The following is a 23,102-nucleotide window of genomic DNA, read 5'->3' as shown; positions in this document are numbered from 1 at the left end:
CTTGGGGATGGTCTCGCAAAGGCACGGTTCAGGGGCAAGTGCTATGAGTGATATAGGATGGCGGGGGGTGATCCCCCCGCCGCGGAAGCTTCGCCGAGCGCAGTTCTCAGCGATGGCGAAGTGCTTTGACTATTTCGCGGAGGTCTCCGCTGTCGCTGGCCGCTTCCTCCAGCAAGCCGAACTCCGTTCTCGCACTGCCGAGCTGATCGGCTGGACGAAGCAGGTGCTGGAAGCGCTTAGGCTGCGACTGTTCTCGGATCAACAACGGGCCGGCGAGCACTATGACGAGCCGAGCTCCGAGATCTCATCGGTCTTGCGTTCTTGCCGTCTGGTCTTTTGGGCGCTGGCGGCGTTCAGCGGCATGAGCAATCTGTTGATGCTGACCGGATCGTTTTTCATGCTCCAGGTTTACGATCGGGTGCTTCCCGGCCGCAGCATCCCGACCTTGATTGCACTCATAGCGCTGGCAATCACGCTTTATCTGTTTCAGGGCGGGCTCGATCTCGTGAGGAGCCGCATCAGTGTCCGCGTCGGCCGCTACCTGGATGAGCGTCTGGGCATCCGCGTGTTTGATGCGATTGTGCGGCTTCCTCTTCGAACCAAGGCGGACGCCGATGGTTTGCAGCCGCTGCGGGATCTCGATCAGGTGCGCAGCTTCCTATCCGGGGGCGGTCCGACTGCGCTGTTCGACTTGCCCTGGATGCCCCTTTATCTCGGCATCTGCTTTCTCTTCCATTTTTGGATCGGCGTGACCGCTCTGATCGGAGCGTTCGTCCTGGTCGGCATTACCGTGGCCACCGAGACGCGGACGCGGGGACCGGCCAAAGCATTTTCGCGTCTGGCGGTCTCGCGCAGCGCCTTGGCTCTGGAGGGCCGACGAAATGCCGAGGTTCTGCAGGCCATGGGAATGCGCCGGCAGGCAGCGCTGCGATGGCAAGACGTCAATGCGAAATATCTTGCGGCTCACGAGCGGGCGAGCGACATTGCTGCCGGCCTCGGAGGCGCCTCCAAGATCTTTCGTGCGATCTTGCAATCATCTGTTCTCGCTGTCGGCGCCGTGCTGGTTATCAATCAGGAATCGACGGCTGGCATTATCATCGCGGGATCCATCCTCACGGCTCGGGCGCTTGCGCCTGTCGAAACGGCGATTGCGAATTGGAAGGGATTTGTCGCGGCACGTCAGTCGGGACATCGGCTGGACGGCCTGCTGAAGCTTCTTCCGGCCGAGGAAGAGCGACTGGCTTTGCCCGCGCCGACCGGAACGCTCACGGTCGAGCACCTCTATGTGGCCCCGCCAAATTCCGAGAGGGCAACTCTCAGTGAAATTTCATTCCAGCTGCGAAGTGGAGAGGCGGTCGGTATCATCGGTCCAAGCGGATCGGGAAAATCGACCCTGGCCCGGGCATTGGTCGGGGTGTGGCCGTCTCTTCGCGGCCGGGTCAAGCTCGATAATGCCGCGCTCGAGCACTGGTCAGCCGAGGCGCTTGGCAAGCACATCGGTTATTTGCCCCAGGACGTTGAACTTTTTGACGGAAGCATTGCGATGAACATCGCCCGGTTCGATCCGCAAGCGACTGCCGCGGCGGTCCTGGAAGCGTCGCGCGCGGCAGGCGTGCATGATCTCGTCCTCTCGCTTCCCGACGCCTACAGCACGAAAATCGGGCAGGGCGGCATGGCACTGTCGGCTGGTCAGCGACAGCGTATTGGACTTGCACGCGCGTTCTATGGAAATCCCTTCCTGGTCGTGCTCGACGAGCCATCCTCGAATCTGGATTCAGACGGTGAAGAGGCGCTGAGCAAAGCAATTATGAACGTTCGTCTGCGCGGCGGCATTGTCGTGATTGTCGCGCATCGTCCGAAGGCGCTCGAGGCCGTTGACCATGTGCTCGCGGTCGGGGAGGGACGGCTCCAATCTTTTGGAAAGCGAGAAGAGGTTCTCAGGAGGGTGCTGCGAACGCCTATACCTCTCAAGGTCGTCGCCGAGGGGCATGGGAGATAGGTGATGAGCAGCCAGATCGCTCCTGCGATGCAATCAATGCAGCGATACATGATTCTGGGCGCGGTCATGTTCGGCTGCGTGATCTTCGGTATGGGTGGCTGGGCAACGACCACCCAGTTGTCGGGCGCGGTCATTGCCCAGGGACTTGTGGTGGTCGATTCCAGCGTGAAAAAAGTTCAGCACGCGACGGGCGGCATTGTCGGCGAGTTGCGCGTTCGGGAGGGAGATCGCGTCAACGCTGGAGACATCCTGATCCGGCTTGACGAGACCCAAACCCTGGCAAATGCGACCATTGTCACGAAAAGCCTGGACGAACTCCTTGCGCGCCAGGCGCGGCTGGAAGCCGAGCGCGATGGTGCCGATCAGATCGTCTTTCCCAAAGTGCTCCTCGATCGGACCAAAGAGAGCAGTTCCGAAGCAAGTCGTGCGATCGCAGCGGAGCGTACGCTGTTCAATCTGCGGCGTCAGGCGAGAGGCGGCCAGAGGGCCCAGTTGGAGGAGAAGAGCTCCCAGCTGGAAAATGAGATTAAAGGCTATTCCGGACAGGCTGAGGCCAAGCAGAAGGAGGTCGATCTGATCCGCCAGGAGCTGGAAGGCGTACGCTCGCTTTGGCAGAAGAATCTGGTCCCGATCACGCGGCTCAACTCGCTCGAGCGGGATAGCGCCCGTCTCGAAGGCGAGCGCAGCCAGCTGGCGGGAATGATTGCCCAGTCGAAAGGCAAGATTGCGGAGATCGGACTGCAGATCATCCAGATCGATCAAGACTTGCGAACAGAGGTCGGCAAAGACCTGATCGATACGCGCTCGAAACTATCGGAGCTTTCGGAACGCAAGACGGCAGCGGTCGATCAGCTCAATCGCATTGATATTCGGGCACCGCAGTCCGGCCGTGTTCACGAGCTCAGCGTGCACACCGTTGGCGGCGTCATCGGCCCGGGCGAGCAAATCATGCTGATTGTTCCGGACGCCGATACACTCGCGGTCGAGGTCAGGATTGCTCCACGCGACATCGACCAAGTCTATGTCGGCCAAATGGCCACGATGCGCTTTGCTGCATTCAATCAGAAGACCACGCCGGAAATTGATGGGGAAGTCAGTCTGGTGTCTGCCGATATCACCCAGGACCAGCGCAGCGGGACCAGCTACTACACTGGCCGGGTGCTGCTCAAGCCGGAGGAAGTGGCGAAATTGGGATCCGCCAAGTTGCTGCCTGGCATGCCGGTTGAGGTGTTCATCAAGACGCCGGGAAGGACCGCGTTGTCTTACCTCTTGAAACCATTGCGGGACCAGGCCGAACACGCCCTGAAGGAACGATAACCGAACATGACAGGGTGCGCCGCCGGTGCCGCAATCAGCTAGACCTTGCCGACCCGGTGGGCGCGGGCCCTTTCCATGATGAACCGAAAGGTTTCGCGCTTGGGCATCGCCCAAGTGCCGTTACCGGATTGGCCGGCTCCCCGATATTCAGCGCCTAGCCCGCAGCGATAGTTGCGGTAGTCAAGCACGGCGGCGGCAAGAAGCGGCCAGCGCGCCAGCGGGAAACGTGCTTGCATGATTCGCCTTTTGAACTGCAGGCGCGGAATGCGCCGGCCGCGCATCGAAGCGGGAACGTCGACGCCTAACAACTCGGTCAAGGCGATGAGCTGGGTTTCGAGCGCGTTTCGCGCCAGTTTCCCTGGTACATAGCCGGCGAGCCGGATCCAATCGAGCCCGTCCGGCGAGTTGACCAAGTCGCGAAGCTGCAGGAGGTGCCTTAGATCAATTCCGCCTACCCAATAGTCGTAATCCTGGAATTGATCATGCATGGTCAGCAACAGAGCCTGGTAAGCTGCTGTTGGCACGTACGCTGACCCTGAACCAATCGATGTGAGCTTGCTATTCTCCAGGATGTCGCCCGCCGGGCGGTAAAAATACGCGGGGCCCGGCAGGGTCCGGTGCAGGTCGATCATTCCCACATCCTGAGGCCGCTTGAGATCAGTGCACCATTTTTCACTCGCGGCAGGAGTTTGGAAGTGCACGACGTAGCCGATGTCAGCGAGTGCCTGCAGAGAGATCTGCGTCTGCTCCGGCGGGACCAGAAGATCAATGTCGGCCATGAGCCTCATTGAGGCTTGCGCGCGTGAGGCTGTAACAAGGGTGGCGGCGCCCTTGAGCAACACCGGCGTCACTTCTCTATTATTAAGCGCAACGACGGCTTCGGTCAGCTGGGCAGTGAGCCGTTGATTCCGAACCTCATTGCGGCGATGGATCTCTCGCACATAGGCGCATACTTCTTCCGGCAGGCTTTGCTGGAACCGGTTCACGAAATCGATCAGGGCCGGCGTCGTTAGCGTCTCGTTCGCAAGTCCCAGAATGGCGAACCAATCGGGATCAGATGGCAGTACACCTCGCAGGCAACGGCACAAACTGAGCAGCGCAGAGCTATGAATCGCCATGACAAAGTCCGGTGAGCACACGCGCGGCATCTGCGGCATCCGAATAGATGAGCTCGAAGCATTCGGCCTCCGCGAGCATCCTCTTCAGTGCGATGAATCGTCTCCGTGATAGCTTACCGTCCGCCGCGAACGAGCCCTCCAGGATTCTACCGATTGCATCGATTTGGCCGATCCGAATTAGCTTGGTCGACAGACCTTCACTCCGCTGCAGGAAGACGATCCATTTGGCTGCAAATCTTCCATGATGCACGTTTACGGCGGGGAGATAGCGCACGCGAGCTTCGTCTGACCGGCGATGGACGGGCTGATCCCTGAGATCGCTGCGCAATCTCGAGACGATGTCCCAAGCCCCCGTTTTTACCGTGAGCGGAAACGGCAGTCCCTCGGCCTCTCCGTCTGGTGTAATAAGCACCACGTCATCGCCGCCATATTGAAATCCGGCGTGGCACAAATGCACAGAGAGCGTTGATTTGCCGACGCCGGGATTGCCACAGACGAGCAGCCCATTGCCCTGTCGTATGAGCGAAGCCGCATGAAGCGCGACATCCGCCCGATCGCTCAGGATGAGGCGCTCGGTCAAACACGCCTTGATCGCCGGTGCCAACTGATCAAATTCGCAGCGGAAGGTCCTGCCCCCGTTGAGGCGAAAAAATGCCTGATCAGCGTTCTCGACCGCCTCTATGAGGATGTCACTCGGACCGTGCCCGCGCGTGGAATGTCCAAAGAGCGGCTCCAATAGACCGAGCAACTGCTCGTTTGAGCATTGAACGGCAATCGTGCGCTGAGCAAAGCGGGTGTGTAGCGTCCAGTCGCTCGAGGGCTCCCACTCCAGATCGACCAGTCCCAGTTCAAGCCATTGATTTAGGGCCTGCTGCACCAACCGAGAGGCCGCGGCGCCGTCCATTCCGCAATTGCTCAGTTCCTTCGTAATCGCCTCGGTTTTCGCTCTCTCAAGCAATTTGCACCAGATGAAAGCGGCGATGCCGTTGAGTTCGAAGATTTGCTGATTACGCTCGCTGAAGACCAGGGGCCGATTGTCCATCAATGTGAACGAGCTATCTGCGGCCGGACGGAAAGCTACGGTTGGGCAGGAAACGAGGCCAGCCATAGGGGTTGGGGTTGTGCTTACCATCGAAGTCCTCAGATTAATCATCTCGCTGCTCCGCGCTCAAACGCAATAATACCCCTCGACAAAATAAAATAAATATTTAAATTTAAATTTTTAAATCAACGGGGGGTGGACATGTCAATCGAGTTCGTCGGCGACATTGAATGGGACGGCAAGGCTCTCTGCGCGCGGGTCGCTACCGGGTTCGGAGAGGTGCTCTGCAGGGTTCCGCGAGAAACAATTCACGCGCTTCCGGTCTATTCGGACGCGATCGAGCGGGAGATTCGCTCACAGCGGCACGCGATCATGGAACGGCTTGCTCCGGCTCTCAGAGCAAAGCTTGCCATTGCGGACAGGGATCGGGCGATCGAACTGCTTCCCTCGGAAGTTCACTAGCGGCAGCGCACGAGCTCCGCGAGCGCGTATCGCTGCCTCGCTTGAAAAAGATAACTAAAAATAATGGGCTAAATTAAATCGATCGATCAGGACAATCGTTGGGCGGCAGCGTGCATGACGGCGAGTATCTCATTGCGAGAGCCAATTGGCGAAGGCGCTGCAATTGCGATACCATGCTGGCAAGTGCCAAAGCGGTCGCAGAGAGCTCTTCATCGCGCCGGATCATTTCAGCCAATCGATTTACAACGTCGGGATTTGTGATCATCCGTAACTCGCATGCAAGAGGCGTGCAACTGAATTGGCCGGGCGGACCAATGGTGCCTGGGACCCCTCAAGTAGTACAGCGATAACTTAGCCGGAACCAAATTCGGGCGGTGTGAGGCAATTCACATTTGCAATCTGCCGGACAGCACAGGAAATGCGCAGCAAGAGGAAGCCAGGCGGCGCCATGGCTATTCTGGCTTGCTCCCGATGAACGAGCGGTGCTGACTGCACCCACCGTGCTGACAGTTCACCAATGTCGAGTTGCCGAGGATATCAGCTGCGCCATCCTCGTCGGAGCTATGCCACGCTGAGACTGCAAAGTGGAGCGTGAGTAGCAGGCTGCCGATCATCAATAGTCCAAGCAAGACGCGATCCACTTGCTATCCCCGCCCTGGTCTGCACCGGAACAGAAGAAACGGTTCTGCTGAGTCGAAAAATGCAGCACGGCTGACCTTGCTTGCATTCTCCCCGAATTTCACTGGCGAGGTGCGAAGCGGGAGGCGTGATTGAAAGCGGGATGCGTTTTGGATTAAATAGCTTAAAATGCCGGCGCCTCATCAATAATCTTGCTGGTTAATTTGGGGAGGAGATATGAGAGAGCGTGAGAGGGGCTTGTTCGAGCCGTCGGGCAGTCTACACGATCGACGGAGCATCGAGAGAACGGGACTGTCGCTGATCCAGCCAGGCAATCGCGTCACGATGAGCAACCTTGGACGTCGTCGCCACCCGAGCTACGCGGGTCTTGAAGGGACGATCGTAGGTCGGAGCGTCTATCCGAGTAGCGTTCGCGTGAAATTCGACCGCCGAATCCAAGTGGAGACCTTCCATCGCGACTACCTTGAGCTCGTGGACCCGACTGCCGCCCGGGCTGCTAGCGAGGTTGTCACTTGTGAGGATCGTTGAGGTTCATTGCCGACCCCGCGCATCGGCAAATCAGGTCCATGCGAGGGATGCGGACAGAGCGGTGCGCCATGCGCCCGATCTTGCCAGGTCTTACGTCTTCTGACGGCGCTTTCGTTGCGTCGATCGGGCGATCAAAAGCTCGTCAAGCTTCTTGCCCGCCCGCAGTTGCGCCCTGAGCCAGCGGGGCTGCTTGCCGCGACCCGACCAGGTCTCGTCCGGATTCTTAGGGTTCCGATATTTCGGCAGCACCGGTGGGTACGGACGGCGTGCGCGCTCCGTTCGAGGATTGCCCTCCCCACCTTCAATCTTGCGCAGTCGTGCCTCGAGCTTGGCCTTTTCCGCGGCCATTCGTCGACTGAGCACTGAGGTCACTTGGTCATAGAGTTCCCACAGCTCAGCCGTGGTCATCGAACCCCAGTCGCCCGTCTCCATGAAGCCGTCCCCAACTACCCCGCTAGGCGCGCAGGGATTTAACAGTCGGGCCGCTCTCGGGCAAGGGCGATGCAGGTCCGATATCGCTAGGGCCGGCTAGGGCGATACCTCCGGGCGGCCTGTCTCTTCCCGACGGACCGTCTGGTTGACCGTCGCCTGCCGAGCATTCTCTGCTCCGCCTCGAGCACGCGATTTCGTAGGCTCTGCAATTCCGTAAATTGTACAACGAGGGCTTGATGAGTTTCCCGTAAAGCACCTAAAGGATACATTGGCCACCTACTGGTTACAAACACTGACCCGACCGGCATCGATGATCTGTGAGGAGCCATCTTTCCGGTCGCAGGCACCGACTAATTAGTATGACTATTGATGAAGGGCGCGCGCTGTTTTGCTAATCTCCCCCTTGGCGTGCGGATTATGCTCGACCTTAAATGCCAACAGCAGTGGCCCCTATATATCGTTGGTTATACTCGCGATTCGCAGAATGTGAGATCTGAGCCCTCGCGGCTAACCGGTGGAACCCCGAGTGTGCCTGCAGCTTGCAGGCGAATATCATGATGTTTACTACCGATTAAAAAGGGTTTTCCCCAGTTTTTCTTGATTCGCTTGCGCAGGCGGCACGACGTACTATTCCGGAGGGCTCTTCACTCAGGGGAAGATATGCGCTAACATCGCTATCGAAGGTTGTTGGGTTGGCAGGCACCGAGCGCGACATTTTTGTCTAATGAAAGTTAATGTGTAGGCCGAGGTTTTGAAGAAGATGCCGACGGACGGGACTAAATTGGTTCGGTGCGGGGTTTGGCAATAGCAAGATCGAGGACCGCATGCGGCGCACGACGGTAGTCATTGCAGACCGGCAGCCGATCGTACGTGAAGGGATCACCAGCATCCTTACGGCGCAACCCGACTTTGCAATCGTGGCTGCCTGCCGGGACGGAACCAGCTGCATCGAAGCGATCCGGCGCTTTGTGCCTGACATTGCCGTTTTGGAGCTTTCGATGCCCGATCTCAGCGGGCCGGACATTCTGGCGATGGTAAAAGGCGACCGCCTCGCCACTCGAGTGGTATTCTTCACCGCCTCTATCGCGGAGCGGGAGCTGGGCGCGGTGATGGCGGAGGGGGCATACGGTGCGCTCACTAAGGATGCCGAGCCTGAGATATTGGTCCGAATGTTGCGACAGGTTGCGCAGGGTCACGCTGTATCGCCGGTGTCCTCGCCTGAACCGGAGGGATATCAGGACGAAACGCCAAATCGCGAGAAGCCCTTACGGCTGCTGACCGATCGCGAACGCCAGATCATGACTCTGGTATCGGAAGGGTTGTCCAACAAGGAGATTGGGCGGCGTCTCAATGTTGCTGATGGAACGATCAAGGTCCACCTGCATCACATTTTTCAGAAGCTTGAAATTGCCAACCGGACAGTACTAGCGGCGCTAGCGATCTCGCAGCAGGAGGCACGTATTGCGCCCGTGGAGATCGATCCGTCCAATACATCGCTAGAGGATGAGGCCGACGTCAAGTAAGGATTCCATTCGCGGTCCTCCCGGTACCAGATCCTGCCCGCAGCTGCTGTCGCAGCAATCGGCGGTGAAGAGCCAGCATCCAACGACCATTTGAAACCACCGAAGCCGCTAATTTCCAGTCTGCGCTCAATCTGCAAGGCTGCAGCGCTCACCCGGTGAGCCTGCTCTCACACGCAGTCTCGGCATGTTGATGCAGGCTGAGGGGCCCCCGCATGAAATTCGGAAAAATAGATGAAGGTCGCTGCGCCCCAGTGCCGTCTTCGAAGAGCGCCGCTCAACCAGCGGGCGATTAATCCTGAAGCAACCCGTTGCACAAACTTCATCGTCGTCTGACAAAAGTTTCAGCGACGGCCATCTTGAAGTCGTCACATCTGCACGATGAAATGTGATGGGAGGCGCGTTCCGAGTACTTAGGAACAGTCCAATGACAGCAATTCTGATTTTGGCATCGATTTTTGCTGCAGGTTTTGGCTGCGGCTATGGCGTGCGAGCATGGCGCTCACGCAGGCGGTCGGCACGGTATCGACTCTACGCGCCCTATACTCCGGCTTCAATCGGTGCTGGCCGAAGCCCGCCCACCTCGTAACGATCATCCGCAAGGTTAGCTCCTCTCTTCCCTTGAGAGCACCGGATCAGGAGTTTAGAGCTTACGAGCCTGTTGCGAGATTTGAAAGACGTCTGCAATTGCGAGGCGTGCGTAAGGAATCGGAGATGGCGTATCTTATTGCGTTGCTGGGCCTGACTGCTTGCGCGGTCTCATTGATTGCTTTTGTTGCATTTATAGTCGACGGCTCGAAGGACTCTCCGGCCCCTGGATCCTCCGTGAGGGTCGTCGTAATGATTGAGCAAAAGCGCCATGCGCGCGAAGATATTTCGTTGATGCGCAGGGGCATCGCGTTCTGATCGGCCTGTCGTCGGACGAAACGGCGGAATTTGAGGCCTTGGATCGGTCGCCGGTCGAAGGTCTCGTGCCGCCGGCGACCAGTGACATCAGCGACGGGTTCGCCGGCGAAAACGAGGTGAGGTGGCTCGAACTCTACCTCAAGCATGAGGGGGCGTGGCGGACCTGGATCACGCAAAGTCGAGCCGAGCAGGCGACAGCGTTCAAACTTTATTAACCGTATTTGACCGATGGTGGCCGCTTCAAATCCAAACGTGGGATGGCCCAAATGTTCCAGCTATTCCTGAGGGCACGCGCGCACAACCTCCTCAATTCCCGGCGTGAGGACAAGGGCTTCAAAGCCCGCTCGGCCGAGCGCGACGCCGAGACTGATCGCGTCCGGATCGAGGCGATCATGACAGCGCTCGATACTGCGCTGCAGGAGGCGGAAAGGGAGCAGGCCGGCCTCAATCGGCGTGTTGATGACGCTCTTGCGCGCGCCTCGGTCACCATTGGCAATGGCACCGACGAATATCTGGAGCGGGAGCCGCTGGACAATCATCATCAAGACCTTTTCGCCGCCGATATCTCCAACGGCCAGCGCAGGCTCAAAGAGCTGAGCAGCACGATTGCGCACCTGAAATTCGTCAAGGCTGCAATGCTGACCCGCTTCCCGGATTTCAAGCCGCCGCAGCTCAACAGCTAGTCGGCATCTGTTTCACAGAAGAGCGTCCAGCGCTCGAATCGACGCGCTGTGGCGCGATGATCCGGGCTTCTTTGCGGTTGGGCGTTTCGGCCGTCTTTGATATGGTCCCCCGTCACGCGGCGTGGATCAAAGGAGTGAGCAAGGTGCCCGTCAGAGATATCCGGAGGTTGTTGGGACTGGCGTGCTTGTTTGCGCTGATTGCTCCCACGACGGCGTCTGCCATCACCGCCGAAGTGGCGCGCACATGTGACGCGGCGGCCGCAAAGGCTTTCCCGCCAAAGCAGGTCGGTAATCCGGCCGCCGGCAGTTCCAAGGGCTCTGCGAAGGAGCGGCGTGACTATTTCAACAAGTGTGTCGCGAACAACGGCAAGGTTGACGACGCGCCGGCCGATGCGCCCCAGGATAGCAAAGCCAAAAATTAGTCAGGCAACCCGGCAAGCTGGCCGTCCTCGCGCTTAACGGGGCGGGGGGCAGGGAGAATAAAACGCACCATTAGTCGCGTTGATGCGTTCGACGCATTGAGTGGGATCAGTGACGGTCCCTGCGACCGTGAAGTCGTAGCCCATGCCCTTGACGACCACGATGTAGCGTCCCGGGGCAAGCGTGAAGCCGTCCTGCTCGGGCTGCAGCAACAGCATTCTTGGCTGGTCCTCAACGGGGCCCACTTTATAGGGGTAGGACATGCTGCGGATGACCCAGGCATCGCCGGCGCTGACCATGGCAGCCTTGCCGGTGGCGTCCACGCCCATCGCGCGGGAGACCTTGGCGACGACCCGAACCTCGGTCACGCTTGTATCCATCCCTCCATCCGGGCGGAACACGATGAATTTGACATCTCCGCTCGTCAGCGTGGTTGCGCTTGGCGTGTTGATGGCCGCCGATATCGCGACGCGCCGGTCCGGGATCTTTCCAGGGACCGCCTTGAGCTCCTGGAGTTGGCCGTCGCTGAGGGCGTAGACCCCGAACGTTGTCGGCAACGGCATCGAGGGCTGTGCCGGCGGCGCCGGCTCTTTTTGGCTATCCGGCGTCCGTTCCGCGGTCTCGCGTGGGTTCGGCGGCGCCGCTGGCTGCGGCTGAGCATCCCGGGACGCGGCCTGTCGCTGTGCGAGCTGCGAGAGGGCGGCGAAGTGTATCTTCAGCCGCGGCCAATAGGCCACTCCGATTCCAACCGCCAGGATCAACAGGAGTAGGACGGCCAATCGAATGGCAGATGTGAAGGCGCGGCTTCGCTTGGGGCGGTCTGGGGACTTGGACGGTGATTCTGCCGGCTGAGGAGCGGCCGCTACGGTCAAATCAGGAGGCGCTGCCGGAATGGGCGGCGGGCTCGGGGAAGCGACAGACGGAGGAACAGCAGCGGATGTTTCCGCGACGCTGCCTTTGAAGGAACGCTCGACCTCTTCGATGGCGCGTTCGAGAATTTGCAGGAGATCACAGGATTCCCGCGCGTCGGCGTGGGTAAATTGCTCGCGCAGCTTGACGCGGGCGAGCTCGTAGACGATTTCCCGCAGCTGCTTGGGATCGGCGGAGGTCTCTCCGATGCGATCCGACAGAAGGCGGACAAAGCCGGCCTTGATCTCTCGCGTGTTCGGAGCGTTGGCCGCAGTGTCGCCGGGATCGGTCATTACGGTCGATCAACTAGCTCGGATGAGGCTGTTTCGCTAGGCTTTTCCACATCAGGCCCGCCTCTCCGAGAGCGGTCGCTCCGTGGTCAAGCTTGCAAGAGCCTCTTCAGGCCGTCCCAAGGAGCTTGCTTTTGGACGAAAACCTGTGACATTCCAGCGAGCTTCTCATTCAGGTGTTTGATCATGCGCAACGGTTTAATGGCACTCACGTTTGTGGCCCTTTTGGTGCCGCCTTCCTTTGCACAAGGGGTCAAGGACAAGGCCAATCTGACCAGCACCAGCATCATCACCACGCCCACCACCAAGAAGACCCAGACGACCGAGGCTTCTCGCCCCACTGCGATCCGGAATTTGGCGCCGGGTACACTGCCCAGCGGAACAGCGGCCCAGGGCGTTTGGAGGGATGGCAAGCTCATTGCGGTGCCGCGGCGGTAAGACCCCAAGGAACCGTGAAGCAGCCGTGAAGCAACTGTGAAGGAACGGTGATCGCCACCCTAACGTTGCTGATCGGGAGATATCGCATGCAACGTTTAGCTTTGATCGCGGTCGCGCTGTTCGTGCCCGCAGCCGTCGGGGCGCAGGGGGTCAATGACCCCTCGACGCCTGATCGTAACGTCATTATCGTCAATCCGTCGCAGCCATCGCCGAGCACGGCGACACCGAATATCCCCAGCCAAATTCAGCCGCCGATCACCAGAGGCGGGCGGGCCCAGCCTTATTACGGCAACAGAACACGGGGTAGCGGCTCAGCTCGGCGTTAATCGCCGGACGATGCCACATGCGCTTGTTTTGCCCGAAGGGTCAAGTGCATTTCGGGAAAACAGTAGACCTCCGGCCGGCTGTTGCCGCTACTGTGCATGGGGTTGTTTTTCGATTTTTGAGGACGGCCGGGCTAGGGGGCGGGTCATTGCCCGCTTGACGTCATACCTCCGCCGGCCGGGAAATTGCTGGCCTTGAGGGCCATCCGCAAGGGTATAAGCTTGAGACAGGTTGGTGATTAGCCCCTTTTTGTGACCAGTCCCTTTTATGTTCAGTCCTTTGGAGACTTTACGGTGCATCCCCCGCGACGTGATCTGTTGTTAAATGGCGCGCTCCGCAGCGTCCTGCTTGGTGCCCTCGTTGCGGCATCAGGTGGTCTTGGAGCTTGCCTTGTTGACCCGACGCCTTGCCTTGCGGAAGACGAGCCGGGACCGACCATCAACGATTATCTTCCGCCCAGCGAGCCGGAGCTCACGCGCGATCAATGGCGGCAGCGGATCGACGAGGCCAGACAGCGCGCCAAGGAAGCCTCGCGCGAGCGTCGCGCGCATCCCGAACTCTACAAGCCTGTCCCGGAAGACCCTGATCTTGTCGCGACTGAACGTATTCTCAATGACGAAAGTCTGCAGCGAGGCGACATCGTCACCACGAAAAAGGGCACGTTCATCTACCAGGGAAGATCCGACCAGCCGCGCCGCGAGCAGGACTTCGTGCCCCTGGCCCCGAAACCGGGGCGCTGAGAGGCACCCGATCAACCCGCGTTCGGTGTCAGTACCGAAGCAGGATATCCTTGAATTTGGGATCGATCATTTGTGCTGATTCCGTCAAGAGCGATTTGCCCTGAGGGGTTGCCTGCACATAAGCCGCAATCAGAAGAGGGGCGTAGCGCGCGCGGTTGGCGAGCGCCGAGCGGATGTCGGATTGTGCCAGCAGCCTGATCTCATCGTCGGCCGCAGCCGCGCTCGATGTCACGGTCTGGACGCGGGAAAAGGCAACATCAACCGGCACTACCCCGGTTAGGTAGGACATTTTCAATGCGGGCGTCGTCGGCTCCCCCACTTGCGCCTTGACCGTACTGAGCGTGAGCCACAATGCGGGACGGATTGGCGAGACCTTCAGCGCGGACATGACGGCATCCTGGGCCGCCTTGTTTTCTTCGGTTCTCTTCGTCGTATCGGATGCCGGACGATGCAGAACGTTCGCAGCCGTCGCAGCGGCATAATTCGCAAGCGAGTCGCCGTCGAAGGAGACACGGGCTGCGAGCCGGGCGATGGTCAGATTGGCGTTGTCGGGCGGAAGCACGCCTGAGAATAAATCCTCCGCTCGAAAGCCCGGCCGCACGAGATCGCTGAAGAAGGTGAAGCCTGCATAAAGCGCAAGGACAAGCGAGACACAAATTCCGATGATACGAAGCGGGACAATGCGGTTCACAATCGAATCCGAAAACCAGGTGATGCCGAAAGGCTGAACCAGCCGCGCGGCAACCATTATTAAATTGCGAGCAGACTATCGCCCTGGATGGTCAGCAGCGTCAAGTTGCCGGTCGCGTAGGCGCCGGTGTCGATATTGATGCGGTTGGGGCGGATGTCGGGAGTGCTGACCGGTGTATGACCGTGCACGACATATTTGCCGAAGCGCCGCTCGGATTCGAGAAATTCCTCGCGGATCCAAAGCAGATCCTCGTCCTTTTGCCGGTCGAGGGCAATGCCCGGCTTGACGCCGGCGTGGACGAAGAAAAAGTCGCCGCACGTGAAGGACGAGGGCAATTGCTGAAGGAAGGCGAGGTGCTCCGGTGGGATCGCGCGGTTCAACGCCTCGATCAGATCGGCCTGCTGTTCTGGCGTAGGGTTCATCGTCGGTGTGATGCCGTAGGACACCAGCGTCAGAAGTCCGCCATAGTGGCGCCACTCCTGCAGACGCGATGGATCCTTCAAGACCTCGAGCAGGAAGACCTCGTGGTTGCCCTTCAGGCACACCGTCTCGTGCGATTTCGAGCGTTCGATCAACAGATCAAGGACGGCGCGTGAGTCCGGACCGCGATCGACATAGTCACCGAGAAATACCTGAATTGCGCGGCGAGGCGCGGACCGGGCAAGGTCGGCGTCGATGACGGTTAACAGCGACTGAAGCAGATCGGCGCGGCCATGCACGTCTCCGATCGCATAGATTCTCACGCCGTCGGGAGCCGCGGCTTGATCTTCTTGCGTAAGCGTGTGGATAGGCCCATCAGGTCGGTCGAATCGCCTTTTGCGTCGCGAGCGGACGCCGAAACGCTCTTAGCAGAACAAGTCTGGGATCGGTATTCTTAATTGTTTCTGACGGACACATCCGCATTTTGATTAAAGGATCGTGCGGCCTTTGAGCCGTATTTCAAGAGGTCTCGCGTAGCGTTTCCCCGACAAGAATGGGGAGCGCGACATGCGCAAAGTTGTAAAGTTCCTGGCGGCCGCGGCCGCTGTTGCGGTGGCTGTCGGGGTCCAGCACAGCGCGAAGGCCGCTTTCGTTGGCGCGCCGTCGGCGCTGCGGGGCGCCATCCAGCACATCAAGTTCGACCAGCCCACGCTGGCGCCGATGGCCTTCACCATCTTTTGCCTCAAGTACAAGGACGAGTGTAAGCCGACAACGCAGCGCATCGTGTTCCGGGGCGGTCGCCTCAAGCTGACGCCGGAGCGCCTGGCGCTGCTTCAGCAGGTCAATCGGGACGTCAACGACTCGATCCGTCCTGAGCCGAACCTGGAAGGGCTGCGCGGGGAGAAGTGGCTGCTGCATCCTGCGAGCGGCGACTGCAACGACTATGCTGTGACAAAACGCCACGACCTGATCGCCAAGGGATTCCCGGCGCGCTCGGTGCTGCTCAGCGAGGTCGTGGTGCCCTGGGGTGAGCACCATCTGGTGGTCGTGGTGCGCACCACGGCTGGCGATCTCGTGCTGGATAACCTCACCACGCATATCCTGCCGTGGTCGAAGAAGTCCTATCGCTGGGTCCGGATCCAGACGCCGAAGAACCCATACTATTGGGCCTCACTGAGCGGCGATCGCGACGCCTGACGATCTTGGCCTATCGTGAGCTGACGCTCTGCGAGAGCCCCAGTCCCAGGATCACTGCAAAGCACAGGATTGCTGCCGGGCGCAGCAATCCTGGACCTGCAAAGCTCTGAACCAGCGCAAACAACACACAGGCTGCGGCGGCCGTCGGAAAGAACGAGTCGCGCCCGCGCTGCAAGGCGCCAAAGAACAAGCGGATCAAGGCCGGCACGCACGCCACACCTGCGACCGCAAGACCAATCCATCCCATGTCGGCGAAGATGGCTGTCGCTGTCGAGGGGGCCAACAGGACCTCACTTGCGTCGCTCTGATAGATCCGCCCTAGGGCCGAAAAAGTCCCGGCCCCCGCACCGAACCATCGCGTGTCGGCCAACATCCGCTCCAACGCGGCCTTGGTTTCGGTCCCGACGTCAGGGACGAGGCGCAGGAGGGCAAGCCCGGAGCTTTGTTCAAACAGGAATGTCAGGACAATCGCCGTGCCAATCAGCCCGGCTGCAGCCAAGGCGCCGGCGGCCAATGGCGACAGGTCAAGTCTGCGGATCACCAGGACCAACAGGATCAACACGATGCCGAAGCCGGCTGCGACCGCACTGTTGGCGCTGGAGAAACCGAAGATCGCAAGCGCGCTCACCAATGCACCGAGCAGGCCGTAAAGACCGATCGTGATGGAGCGCAGCAGCGAGTGACGCGTCTCGGCGCGCTCGGCGGCAAGCTGCATGACGGCCATATTGAGCATGATGCCAAGGCCCGCCATGGTGGTGGCCAGATCGGCAGGCGTCGCCGCCATCAATCCGGGCAAGATCCGATGAAGGTCCATGGCGAGGGCCGCGATGGCGGTCGTTCCGCTCAGCACCAAGAGCACCAGTTCAGCGCGGCTGCGGTCGCGGACCACCACGATCGTGACGCCGAGCAGCGAGACCGCCGCTACGGCTTGCAGCAGGGCATTCAGCGTCGAGCCGATGTCGGCCGTGATCGGCCCGAGTGGCACGCCGCCAAGCGCATCATGGGTGCTGGCCCAGATCGGATGCGCCAAACCCAACCAAACCGGCGCGAGTTGGAGCGCAATGCCGAGCGGGATCGCAATCAGAATCCATCGGCCGAAATGCGTGGCGCGCAGATAGTGCTCGTAGTCGGCTTTGTGCGCGCTTGCGGCGGTCGCCAATAGGCCCAGCGCCGCAGCCATCATCCCGAGCTGCGCACCAAACTTGGCACCGGCAATTTCGAGAACGGAAGCGGAAACAATGGCAATGATGAGGGCAAAATAAGCGAGGGACAAACGGCGCGCTCGACGAGGAATCCTGAACCTGTCAGGTCACCATACAAGCCGTCGATCCGTTTTGAAACAGCAGGTCTGCCGCTTGCGAACAGCTTCGCCTCAAGCCTATGGCGCGCTCGCAGAAGATTTATCGGTGCCCGTCAGGTCGTGAAGACCAACCAAGGGAGATCGATCGTGGAGCTCAGTTAACGGAATCAGCGCGCTGCTTTGGCTGGGCGGGCGACCACGCGGGCGGCCCTGCTGGCTGCGAGAGCGAAGCGAGCGCCGGAGCCGAACAGATAACCGGCCTGCAGAGCAATTGCTGCGAACACCGCGGCCTTCAAACCTGCGAGGAAGCCGAGGCTGGTCATCAGCCCGACGGGGAGCACGGTCAGCACCAGGAAGAAGGTCACCGGCAGCAGCATCAGGACGCGAAAGCGTTGGCCCAGGACGGCGCCCGCGAGAAAGCTGAAAATCAAAAGCTCGGTCATCCGAAACACTCCGTGCTCCGGACCTTAGGTTCCCCACCCTAAAAGGACCCTTAAGTGTTATGGCTAAATTTGGTCTATTGGCTGCAATTGGCCGCCAGCAAATTATAGGCCTCACGAAGTCCCGTCAGAGCGACCACGCCCTTGATTTCGCTGTCGCTTTCCTTGACCGTCACCGCCAACGAGGGCGTCGTTTGCCATTTCCCTGATGCAAAGGCCGAGACCTCATCGGGCAACAGGACAGCGGCGCCGGCGGCGGCCATGCTGGCCTCGACCGTCAGCGTCCCGCCATTGCTCGCGGCGATCGTGACCTGGGGGTGGCTGCGCGGCGGGAAGGGCCGAATCAGGGCCACCAGCACATCGACCTTGCCCTTGGGCGCACAGCGGACGATCAGGCCGGCGAAGTCCGGGTCGGATTGGGTGGTGTCGGCCGTCTTGGTGATGGCGGCAAAGGTCTCGCCCTCCTTGGTGCCTTGGGTCCTGCTGAACTTCCAGACCGAGGACGACAGTGAGGGCGGCGAGGAGGGGCCCGCGATCCGAACGATCGGAGCGCCTAGGCAGGCGGATGGGCTCCTCGCCACGCCAAGAGACTTGGCACACAGGGCCGTCGTCCAGGCGGGATTCTTGCCTGGGGTGCCCGGCCCAACTTTGGGGCTCCGATCAAGAATCGATCCCGCCAGAAGCGCGACAAGGATGGAAAGGGGCACGCGGACAAGTTCCTTGGGACGGTGCGAATCCTATCAGAAGCATCCGCGTTCCGAGAAGTCTCGCCCTTCGGGTGAGCGGCCTGCTCGCAGATCGAGCACACGAAATACAACAAATGGTCACAAAGGGTTAAACTGGGCCCCAAACAGTGTCCCGCACGCAACAGTAGCGGACTCATTGGGCGTTCCCGGCCCCGGAACCCTTGTCGCACCGTCCACTCCGCCGTACCAATCAGGAGTAATGGGGGACTATGGGGCGCGTTGATGCATTCCTTTGCCAAGACCTATCTATTCAAGCCGGCGTTTCTGGCGGCCGTTTTGGCGCTCGGGGCGTGCTCGACCAATCCGGGCTCTGGTCCGCTGATCGATGACGTTAACAATCACGTCCAGACGGAGAACGCTCCGGCCTATGAGCTGGTGCCGCTCAACCCGGCCACGGTCAACATTCTGCATACGCACGAGCCGAAGGGGCTCGCGGGTGCGTTCACGGACAAGCGGCCTCCGGCCAGCATCGTGTTTGGCATCGGCGACGTGGTCAGCGTGACCATTTTCGAAGCCGCCGCAGGCGGTCTGTTCATTCCGGCCGAAGCCGGCGTCCGTCCGGGCAACTTCGTGACGATCCCGGACCAGTCGGTCGACAATGACGGCTTCATCACGGTGCCCTATGCCGGCCAGGTCAAGGCGGCGGGCCTCACCGCGGTGCAAATCCAGCGCGCGATCGTCGAGAAAATCTCCAATCGCGCCATCGAGCCGCAGGTCGTGGTGGCCATGGCCAGCCAGCGGACGCAGCTCATCAGCGTGCTGGGTGAAGTGAACAATCCGGCGCGGTATCCGGCGAGCGCGGCGGGTGCCAAGGACAAGGTGCTCGATGCGATCACCCGGGCCGGCGGCATCAAGGGCCAGGGCTTCGAGACCTGGGTCATGCTGGAGCGTGGCGGACGGCGGGCAACCGTGCCGTTCGAGAACCTCGTGATGACGCCTGAGAACAACATCTATGTTCGCCCGGATGACAGCATCTATGTCTACCGCGAACAGCAGAAGTTCCTGGCATTCGGTGCGAGCGGTCAGAGTGGCGAATTCAACTTCGATGCCTGGCGCATCAACCTCGGCGAAGCGGTCGGCAAGGCCGGTGGTCTCCTCGATGGTCAGGCTGAACCGGCTGGCGTGTTCCTCTATCGCCGCGAGCCGCGCGAGGTCGCTGCCCAGCTCGGCATCGACATCAACAAGTACACCACCGAGACCATCCCGGTCATCTTCAGCATCAACTTGCGTGATCCGGGTGGCTTCTTCCTCTCCACCAAGGTCATGATGAAGAATGGCGACGTCATCTACGTCTCGAACTCGCGCAACATCGAAGTTGTTAAGTTCCTGACCTACCTGCGGGTGATCATGGCGACCGGCGCTGATGCGATTAACCTCGGCAACGATGCGCTGATCTTCCGCAACAACATCAAGCTGGCGCCGTAAGACGCCTTCTTGATCCACCACGATCGATGGCACCGGGCTTTGTCCCGGTGCCATTTTCGTTAAGGGATCCGGGGTTCGTTCGAAGACCAGGGCCTCGCGTTCACTTATGGCGTGAACGGATCGAGGAGATCCGGATCAAGGCGCCACCGCGTAAGGCCCACCCGTCATCGGTCACCCCGCAGGGTCGCAAGAGGCATCATGCGCTTTCGAGCAGTCTCGTGTTGTCTGGCACTCGTCCCATTTGCCCTGGGATTTGCCCCATCGGCGAAGGCCTTTGGCGCGCCTGGTGAGCTCGGCATCCGCCACCGGATCGACGTGGTGGTCTCTGCGGAGCCCGACGCGCCAATCTTCCAGCACTTCAGAAGCGCCAAGGGGGAGCTCACATTCACCGTCCGATTGTCGGCCAACTCGAGGGAGAGCAAGTTCTTCGGGATGCTGCACCCGTCATTCCCGGACATCACCGTTCCCGACAGCTCGGGAAAGCCACTGGTCCAGCAGACCAAGCTCTGGGAGGAGGAGGTCTGTCACCAGCGGCGCGGCCTGCCCAAGGTTACCGTCACCCAGCTCAGCGGCCATTTTGGCGAGGGGGAGGAGCGGATCGAGATCTCCGCAATCAACCGGCACATCGGCCTTCTGGTCCCGCCCGATGAATTGACCCCTGGAATAAAACTCGATCAGGGGAGTGATGATCTTGGAGTATTCTACGCCTTCCGGGCGCAAACCCGGAACAGCCGCCTGAATGTGGATCTGAAGATCTATCCGATCGATTGCTTCTTTTAAGGGCCGCCGGCAACCGCGATGCATCTTCGGCTTCCCCATATCCGCTGGTCATGGAGCCTGCCCGCGGTCTTTCTGCTGTACTTCGTCGCAGCCGGCGCGCCGTTTCCGTTCGGCTCGACCAATGACCTGTCCATCGCGTTCTGGTGCCTGTGTCTCGGCATCGCCGTGATCGTGGCGCCAACGCGCGATTTGCGGCGTCCGCATCTTTGGATGATCGGCGGCATCTTCGTGATCGTCGCCGGATACACTTTCGTACTGCATGAGCAGCTCTCCGATCATCCCTGGATTGCACCGTTCAATCCGATCTGGAAGCAGGCCTCGGAGCTTTTGGAGGTGCCGATCGCGCCGTCGGCCTCGATCGTCAAGAACGAGGCATTCTTCGCGCTCGGCGCGCCGCTCGCCAACATCCTCGCGATCGTGCTCGGCATCACCGTCGGCGCCGACCGTGAACGGGCGCGGCGACTGATGTGGGTGATCGCGATCTCCGGCGCCCTCTACGCGCTCTACGGCGTCGCCTCGTTTCTGATCGAGCCGACCATGATCCTGTGGCGCGACAAGACGGCGTATCTCGGCAGCGTCACGGGCACCTTCATCAACCGCAACACGGCGGCGGCGTATTTTGGCTCCTGCGCGGTGATCTGGATGCTTTTGATCGTGGAAGACGTTCGAAAGCGGGTCCCCGAGCGGCACATCGAATGGAAGCGCCTCTCCATGGACCTTCGTTCGATCCCGCCGCGGGATATCATGCCGCAGCTTGTGGCGCTCCTGATCTGCCTGATGGCGATGTTCATGACCGGCTCACGCGCCGGCGTCGCGCTGTCGCTGCTCGCCATGATCGTCTCGTTCACGGTTTACTTACGCAAGGATCTGCCGCCGCGGACCGGCATCTGGATATCGCTCGGTTCGGGGATCGCGGTGGCGCTCGGCCTGATGCAACTGCTTGGCGGCCGCGTCTCGAGCCGCTTCGACAGTCAGGGCCTGGTCGATGAGGGCCGCGCCGAAGCCTGGAAATCCACGCTTCATATCATCGCGGACAATCCCTGGTTCGGCACCGGCATGGGCACCTTCCAATGGGCGTTCCCGCCGTATCGCAGCCCCAACATCTCGATTCGCGGCATCTGGGACATCGCGCATTCCACGCCCCTGGAGCTCGCCTCGGATGTCGGCATTCCCTTGGCGCTGCTGGTGGCAATCGCCTGGGCGATCATGTTCATCATCCTGGCGCGCGGCGTGTTCGGCCGGCGGCGCGACGTCATCATTCCGCTCGCCGCAAGCGCCACCGCGACCTTGTCGCTGTTGCACTCCTGCCTGGACTTCACGCTGCAGATCCCGGGTTATGCCATTCCGTTTTTTGCGCTTTTCGGCGCCGGCTTGGCGCAATCCTTCCGCTCCGGCGGGGCTTCCTCGGAGCTTGAGCCACCGATTGCGGGCGCCAAGGAAAGGCGGGAAGAGGAAGCGAAAAGAAGCCTCCGTGCGCAGCCGTGTGCTTAACAAAACTGTCTAATTTTGAAGCAGTTGCGCCTGTTTACGAAGTTTTCAGCATGAGTAGACAGGCGAGGGTTGTTCGGCTACTTTCGTTCGCGTCATTGCCCGAGCAGGGGGCAAGCCGATATTTTGGAGGTTCATTATGGGCGCCATTCGTTTTGCGCTTCGCTTGGCTGTGGCCGCGGCTCTGGCCGCTACCATTTCGACGGCCGCCAGCGCGGCCATCTATCCGCCGCAGCGCCAGCTGCCGCCGCAGGTCATCGCCGATTTCAAGGCGACGCCCGCCACGCTTCTCGCGCAATATCCCGCCGGCGCGCCGCTCATCTCGCGCGTGCGCGATCTCGGCGCCTCCGATCCCACGACCCTGCCGGCGCTGATCGGCCTGCTCAAGGATCCCGCGACAACCTCGGACCAGATCCGCGCGATCGTCGCCGGCCTTGCCCAGGTCGCCCGCATGGCCGCGCAAACCGACCAAGCCTTCGCCAATGAGATCCAGACCGCGATCGCCGGCACCGGCAAGCCCGACGTGATCGCCGCCTACCAGGCCGCAACCGGCGACGTTGCGATCGCCGCGGCCGGTGGCGGTGGCGGCGGCGGCAGCTCCGGCGCGGGCGGGCCGATCGGCAATCCCGGCAACACGGGCGGCAGCAACAACGGCGCGCCGACCTTCGGCGGCCTGCACTATGCGACGACGGTCAGCTCGAACGCCGCCAACGGCGTGAGCGGCACGACCAACGCCGGCAATCAGATCAGCTCGCACTGACAGTAGTTGCCCGGAGGTGAAAAGCCTCGACGTTGGGTTCTTTGATCGTTACGAAAGCGGCGCCATTGGGCGCCGCTTTGCGTAGACG

Annotated in this window: 24 protein-coding genes; 15 read left to right on the top strand and 9 right to left on the bottom strand. The window is 60.6% G+C overall.

The features are described 5' to 3' along the window. Positions 1–112 precede the first annotated feature (112 nt). Positions 113–1,999, top strand: coding sequence for a type I secretion system permease/ATPase (locus tag ACNJX9_RS31560; RefSeq protein ID WP_439405884.1), 1,887 nt, complete (start codon positions 113–115; stop codon positions 1,997–1,999). A 3-nt stretch (positions 2,000–2,002) separates the two neighbouring features. Then, complete coding sequence (locus tag ACNJX9_RS31555; protein WP_057747578.1) at positions 2,003–3,316, top strand: HlyD family type I secretion periplasmic adaptor subunit; 1,314 nt, start codon at positions 2,003–2,005, stop codon at positions 3,314–3,316. A gap of 38 nt (positions 3,317–3,354) precedes the next feature. On the opposite strand, the gene ACNJX9_RS31550 is transcribed toward ACNJX9_RS31555, so the two are convergent. After that, a complete protein-coding gene (locus ACNJX9_RS31550; RefSeq protein WP_439405882.1) occupies positions 3,355–4,434 on the bottom strand; it encodes a nucleotidyltransferase family protein in 1,080 nt (359 codons plus the stop codon). Continuing rightward, positions 4,421–5,587: a PqqD family peptide modification chaperone gene (locus ACNJX9_RS31545; RefSeq protein ID WP_439405880.1), complete on the bottom strand. Its 1,167-nt coding sequence runs from the start codon at positions 5,585–5,587 to the stop codon at positions 4,421–4,423. Before ACNJX9_RS31545 ends, ACNJX9_RS31550 begins: the two co-directional genes overlap by 14 nt. Before the next feature lie 90 nt (positions 5,588–5,677). Between ACNJX9_RS31545 and ACNJX9_RS31540 the strand changes: the two genes are divergently transcribed. After that, positions 5,678–5,938 carry a hypothetical protein gene (locus tag ACNJX9_RS31540; RefSeq protein WP_057747575.1) on the top strand — a complete coding sequence of 87 codons (261 nt, stop codon included), beginning with the start codon at positions 5,678–5,680 and terminating at the stop codon, positions 5,936–5,938. Positions 5,939–7,195: 1,257 nt separating this feature from the next. On the opposite strand, the gene ACNJX9_RS31535 is transcribed toward ACNJX9_RS31540, so the two are convergent. After that, positions 7,196–7,537 (bottom strand): H-NS histone family protein, encoded by a 342-nt coding sequence (locus ACNJX9_RS31535; protein ID WP_439405878.1) that lies wholly within the window; start codon positions 7,535–7,537, stop codon positions 7,196–7,198. A gap of 824 nt (positions 7,538–8,361) precedes the next feature. On the opposite strand from ACNJX9_RS31535, the gene ACNJX9_RS31530 reads away from it, so the two are divergent. The 4 genes from ACNJX9_RS31530 (at position 8,362) to ACNJX9_RS31515 (ending at position 11,068) form a co-directional block, all read left to right on the top strand. Then, on the top strand, positions 8,362–9,060 hold the full coding sequence (locus ACNJX9_RS31530) for a LuxR C-terminal-related transcriptional regulator (protein ID WP_271601031.1): 699 nt from the start codon (positions 8,362–8,364) through the stop codon (positions 9,058–9,060). A gap of 492 nt (positions 9,061–9,552) precedes the next feature. After that, positions 9,553–9,963, top strand: coding sequence for a hypothetical protein (locus ACNJX9_RS31525; protein ID WP_439405877.1), 411 nt, complete (start codon positions 9,553–9,555; stop codon positions 9,961–9,963). Between the two features lie 266 nt (positions 9,964–10,229). After that, positions 10,230–10,646, top strand: coding sequence for a hypothetical protein (locus tag ACNJX9_RS31520; RefSeq protein WP_057748023.1), 417 nt, complete (start codon positions 10,230–10,232; stop codon positions 10,644–10,646). 134 nt (positions 10,647–10,780) lie between these two features. After that, on the top strand, positions 10,781–11,068 hold the full coding sequence (locus ACNJX9_RS31515) for a hypothetical protein (protein WP_439405875.1): 288 nt from the start codon (positions 10,781–10,783) through the stop codon (positions 11,066–11,068). Positions 11,069–11,101: 33 nt separating this feature from the next. Here ACNJX9_RS31515 and ACNJX9_RS31510 read toward each other — a convergent pair whose 3' ends face one another. Next, positions 11,102–12,268, bottom strand: a complete 1,167-nt coding sequence (locus tag ACNJX9_RS31510) for a hypothetical protein (protein ID WP_439405873.1) — start codon at positions 12,266–12,268, stop codon at positions 11,102–11,104. A 183-nt stretch (positions 12,269–12,451) separates the two neighbouring features. On the opposite strand from ACNJX9_RS31510, the gene ACNJX9_RS31505 reads away from it, so the two are divergent. From ACNJX9_RS31505 to ACNJX9_RS31495, 3 genes are all read left to right on the top strand, one after another. Further along, a complete protein-coding gene (locus ACNJX9_RS31505) occupies positions 12,452–12,703 on the top strand; it encodes a hypothetical protein (RefSeq protein ID WP_439405871.1) in 252 nt (83 codons plus the stop codon). An 86-nt stretch (positions 12,704–12,789) separates the two neighbouring features. After that, on the top strand, positions 12,790–13,029 hold the full coding sequence (locus tag ACNJX9_RS31500) for a hypothetical protein (RefSeq protein ID WP_220001571.1): 240 nt from the start codon (positions 12,790–12,792) through the stop codon (positions 13,027–13,029). Between the two features lie 291 nt (positions 13,030–13,320). Then, positions 13,321–13,767, top strand: coding sequence for a hypothetical protein (locus ACNJX9_RS31495; protein WP_439405869.1), 447 nt, complete (start codon positions 13,321–13,323; stop codon positions 13,765–13,767). A 28-nt stretch (positions 13,768–13,795) separates the two neighbouring features. Here ACNJX9_RS31495 and ACNJX9_RS31490 read toward each other — a convergent pair whose 3' ends face one another. Together ACNJX9_RS31490 and ACNJX9_RS31485 are read right to left on the bottom strand one after the other, a co-directional pair. Continuing rightward, positions 13,796–14,515 (bottom strand): hypothetical protein, encoded by a 720-nt coding sequence (locus tag ACNJX9_RS31490; RefSeq protein WP_439405867.1) that lies wholly within the window; start codon positions 14,513–14,515, stop codon positions 13,796–13,798. A 2-nt stretch (positions 14,516–14,517) separates the two neighbouring features. Beyond that, positions 14,518–15,201, bottom strand: coding sequence for a metallophosphoesterase family protein (locus ACNJX9_RS31485; RefSeq protein WP_439405866.1), 684 nt, complete (start codon positions 15,199–15,201; stop codon positions 14,518–14,520). A gap of 244 nt (positions 15,202–15,445) precedes the next feature. Here ACNJX9_RS31485 and ACNJX9_RS31480 point away from each other — a divergent pair, with 244 nt between their 5' ends. Further along, positions 15,446–16,075, top strand: a complete 630-nt coding sequence (locus tag ACNJX9_RS31480) for a transglutaminase-like cysteine peptidase (RefSeq protein ID WP_439405864.1) — start codon at positions 15,446–15,448, stop codon at positions 16,073–16,075. A gap of 10 nt (positions 16,076–16,085) precedes the next feature. On the opposite strand, the gene ACNJX9_RS31475 is transcribed toward ACNJX9_RS31480, so the two are convergent. The 3 genes from ACNJX9_RS31475 to ACNJX9_RS31465 form a co-directional block, all read right to left on the bottom strand. After that, positions 16,086–17,348, bottom strand: a complete 1,263-nt coding sequence (locus ACNJX9_RS31475) for a hypothetical protein (RefSeq protein WP_439405862.1) — start codon at positions 17,346–17,348, stop codon at positions 16,086–16,088. 194 nt (positions 17,349–17,542) lie between these two features. After that, positions 17,543–17,818, bottom strand: coding sequence for a hypothetical protein (locus ACNJX9_RS31470; protein ID WP_271601041.1), 276 nt, complete (start codon positions 17,816–17,818; stop codon positions 17,543–17,545). 74 nt (positions 17,819–17,892) lie between these two features. Beyond that, positions 17,893–18,522 (bottom strand): hypothetical protein, encoded by a 630-nt coding sequence (locus ACNJX9_RS31465; protein WP_439405861.1) that lies wholly within the window; start codon positions 18,520–18,522, stop codon positions 17,893–17,895. A 261-nt stretch (positions 18,523–18,783) separates the two neighbouring features. On the opposite strand from ACNJX9_RS31465, the gene ACNJX9_RS31460 reads away from it, so the two are divergent. The 4 genes from ACNJX9_RS31460 (at position 18,784) to ACNJX9_RS31445 (ending at position 23,014) form a co-directional block, all read left to right on the top strand. Beyond that, on the top strand, positions 18,784–19,986 hold the full coding sequence (locus tag ACNJX9_RS31460) for a polysaccharide biosynthesis/export family protein (protein ID WP_439405859.1): 1,203 nt from the start codon (positions 18,784–18,786) through the stop codon (positions 19,984–19,986). A 198-nt stretch (positions 19,987–20,184) separates the two neighbouring features. After that, positions 20,185–20,766 carry a hypothetical protein gene (locus ACNJX9_RS31455; protein WP_439405857.1) on the top strand — a complete coding sequence of 194 codons (582 nt, stop codon included), beginning with the start codon at positions 20,185–20,187 and terminating at the stop codon, positions 20,764–20,766. 18 nt (positions 20,767–20,784) lie between these two features. Continuing rightward, positions 20,785–22,257, top strand: coding sequence for an O-antigen ligase family protein (locus ACNJX9_RS31450; RefSeq protein WP_439405856.1), 1,473 nt, complete (start codon positions 20,785–20,787; stop codon positions 22,255–22,257). Between the two features lie 136 nt (positions 22,258–22,393). Then, a complete protein-coding gene (locus ACNJX9_RS31445) occupies positions 22,394–23,014 on the top strand; it encodes a hypothetical protein (RefSeq protein WP_439405854.1) in 621 nt (206 codons plus the stop codon). The last annotated feature ends 88 nt before the right edge of the window (positions 23,015–23,102 follow it).

The organism is Bradyrhizobium sp. BLXBL-03 (assembly GCF_051853015.1).
Classification (GTDB): Bacteria; Pseudomonadota; Alphaproteobacteria; order Rhizobiales; family Xanthobacteraceae; genus Bradyrhizobium; species Bradyrhizobium manausense.
This window is presented reverse-complemented; position numbering and strand designations above follow the sequence as displayed.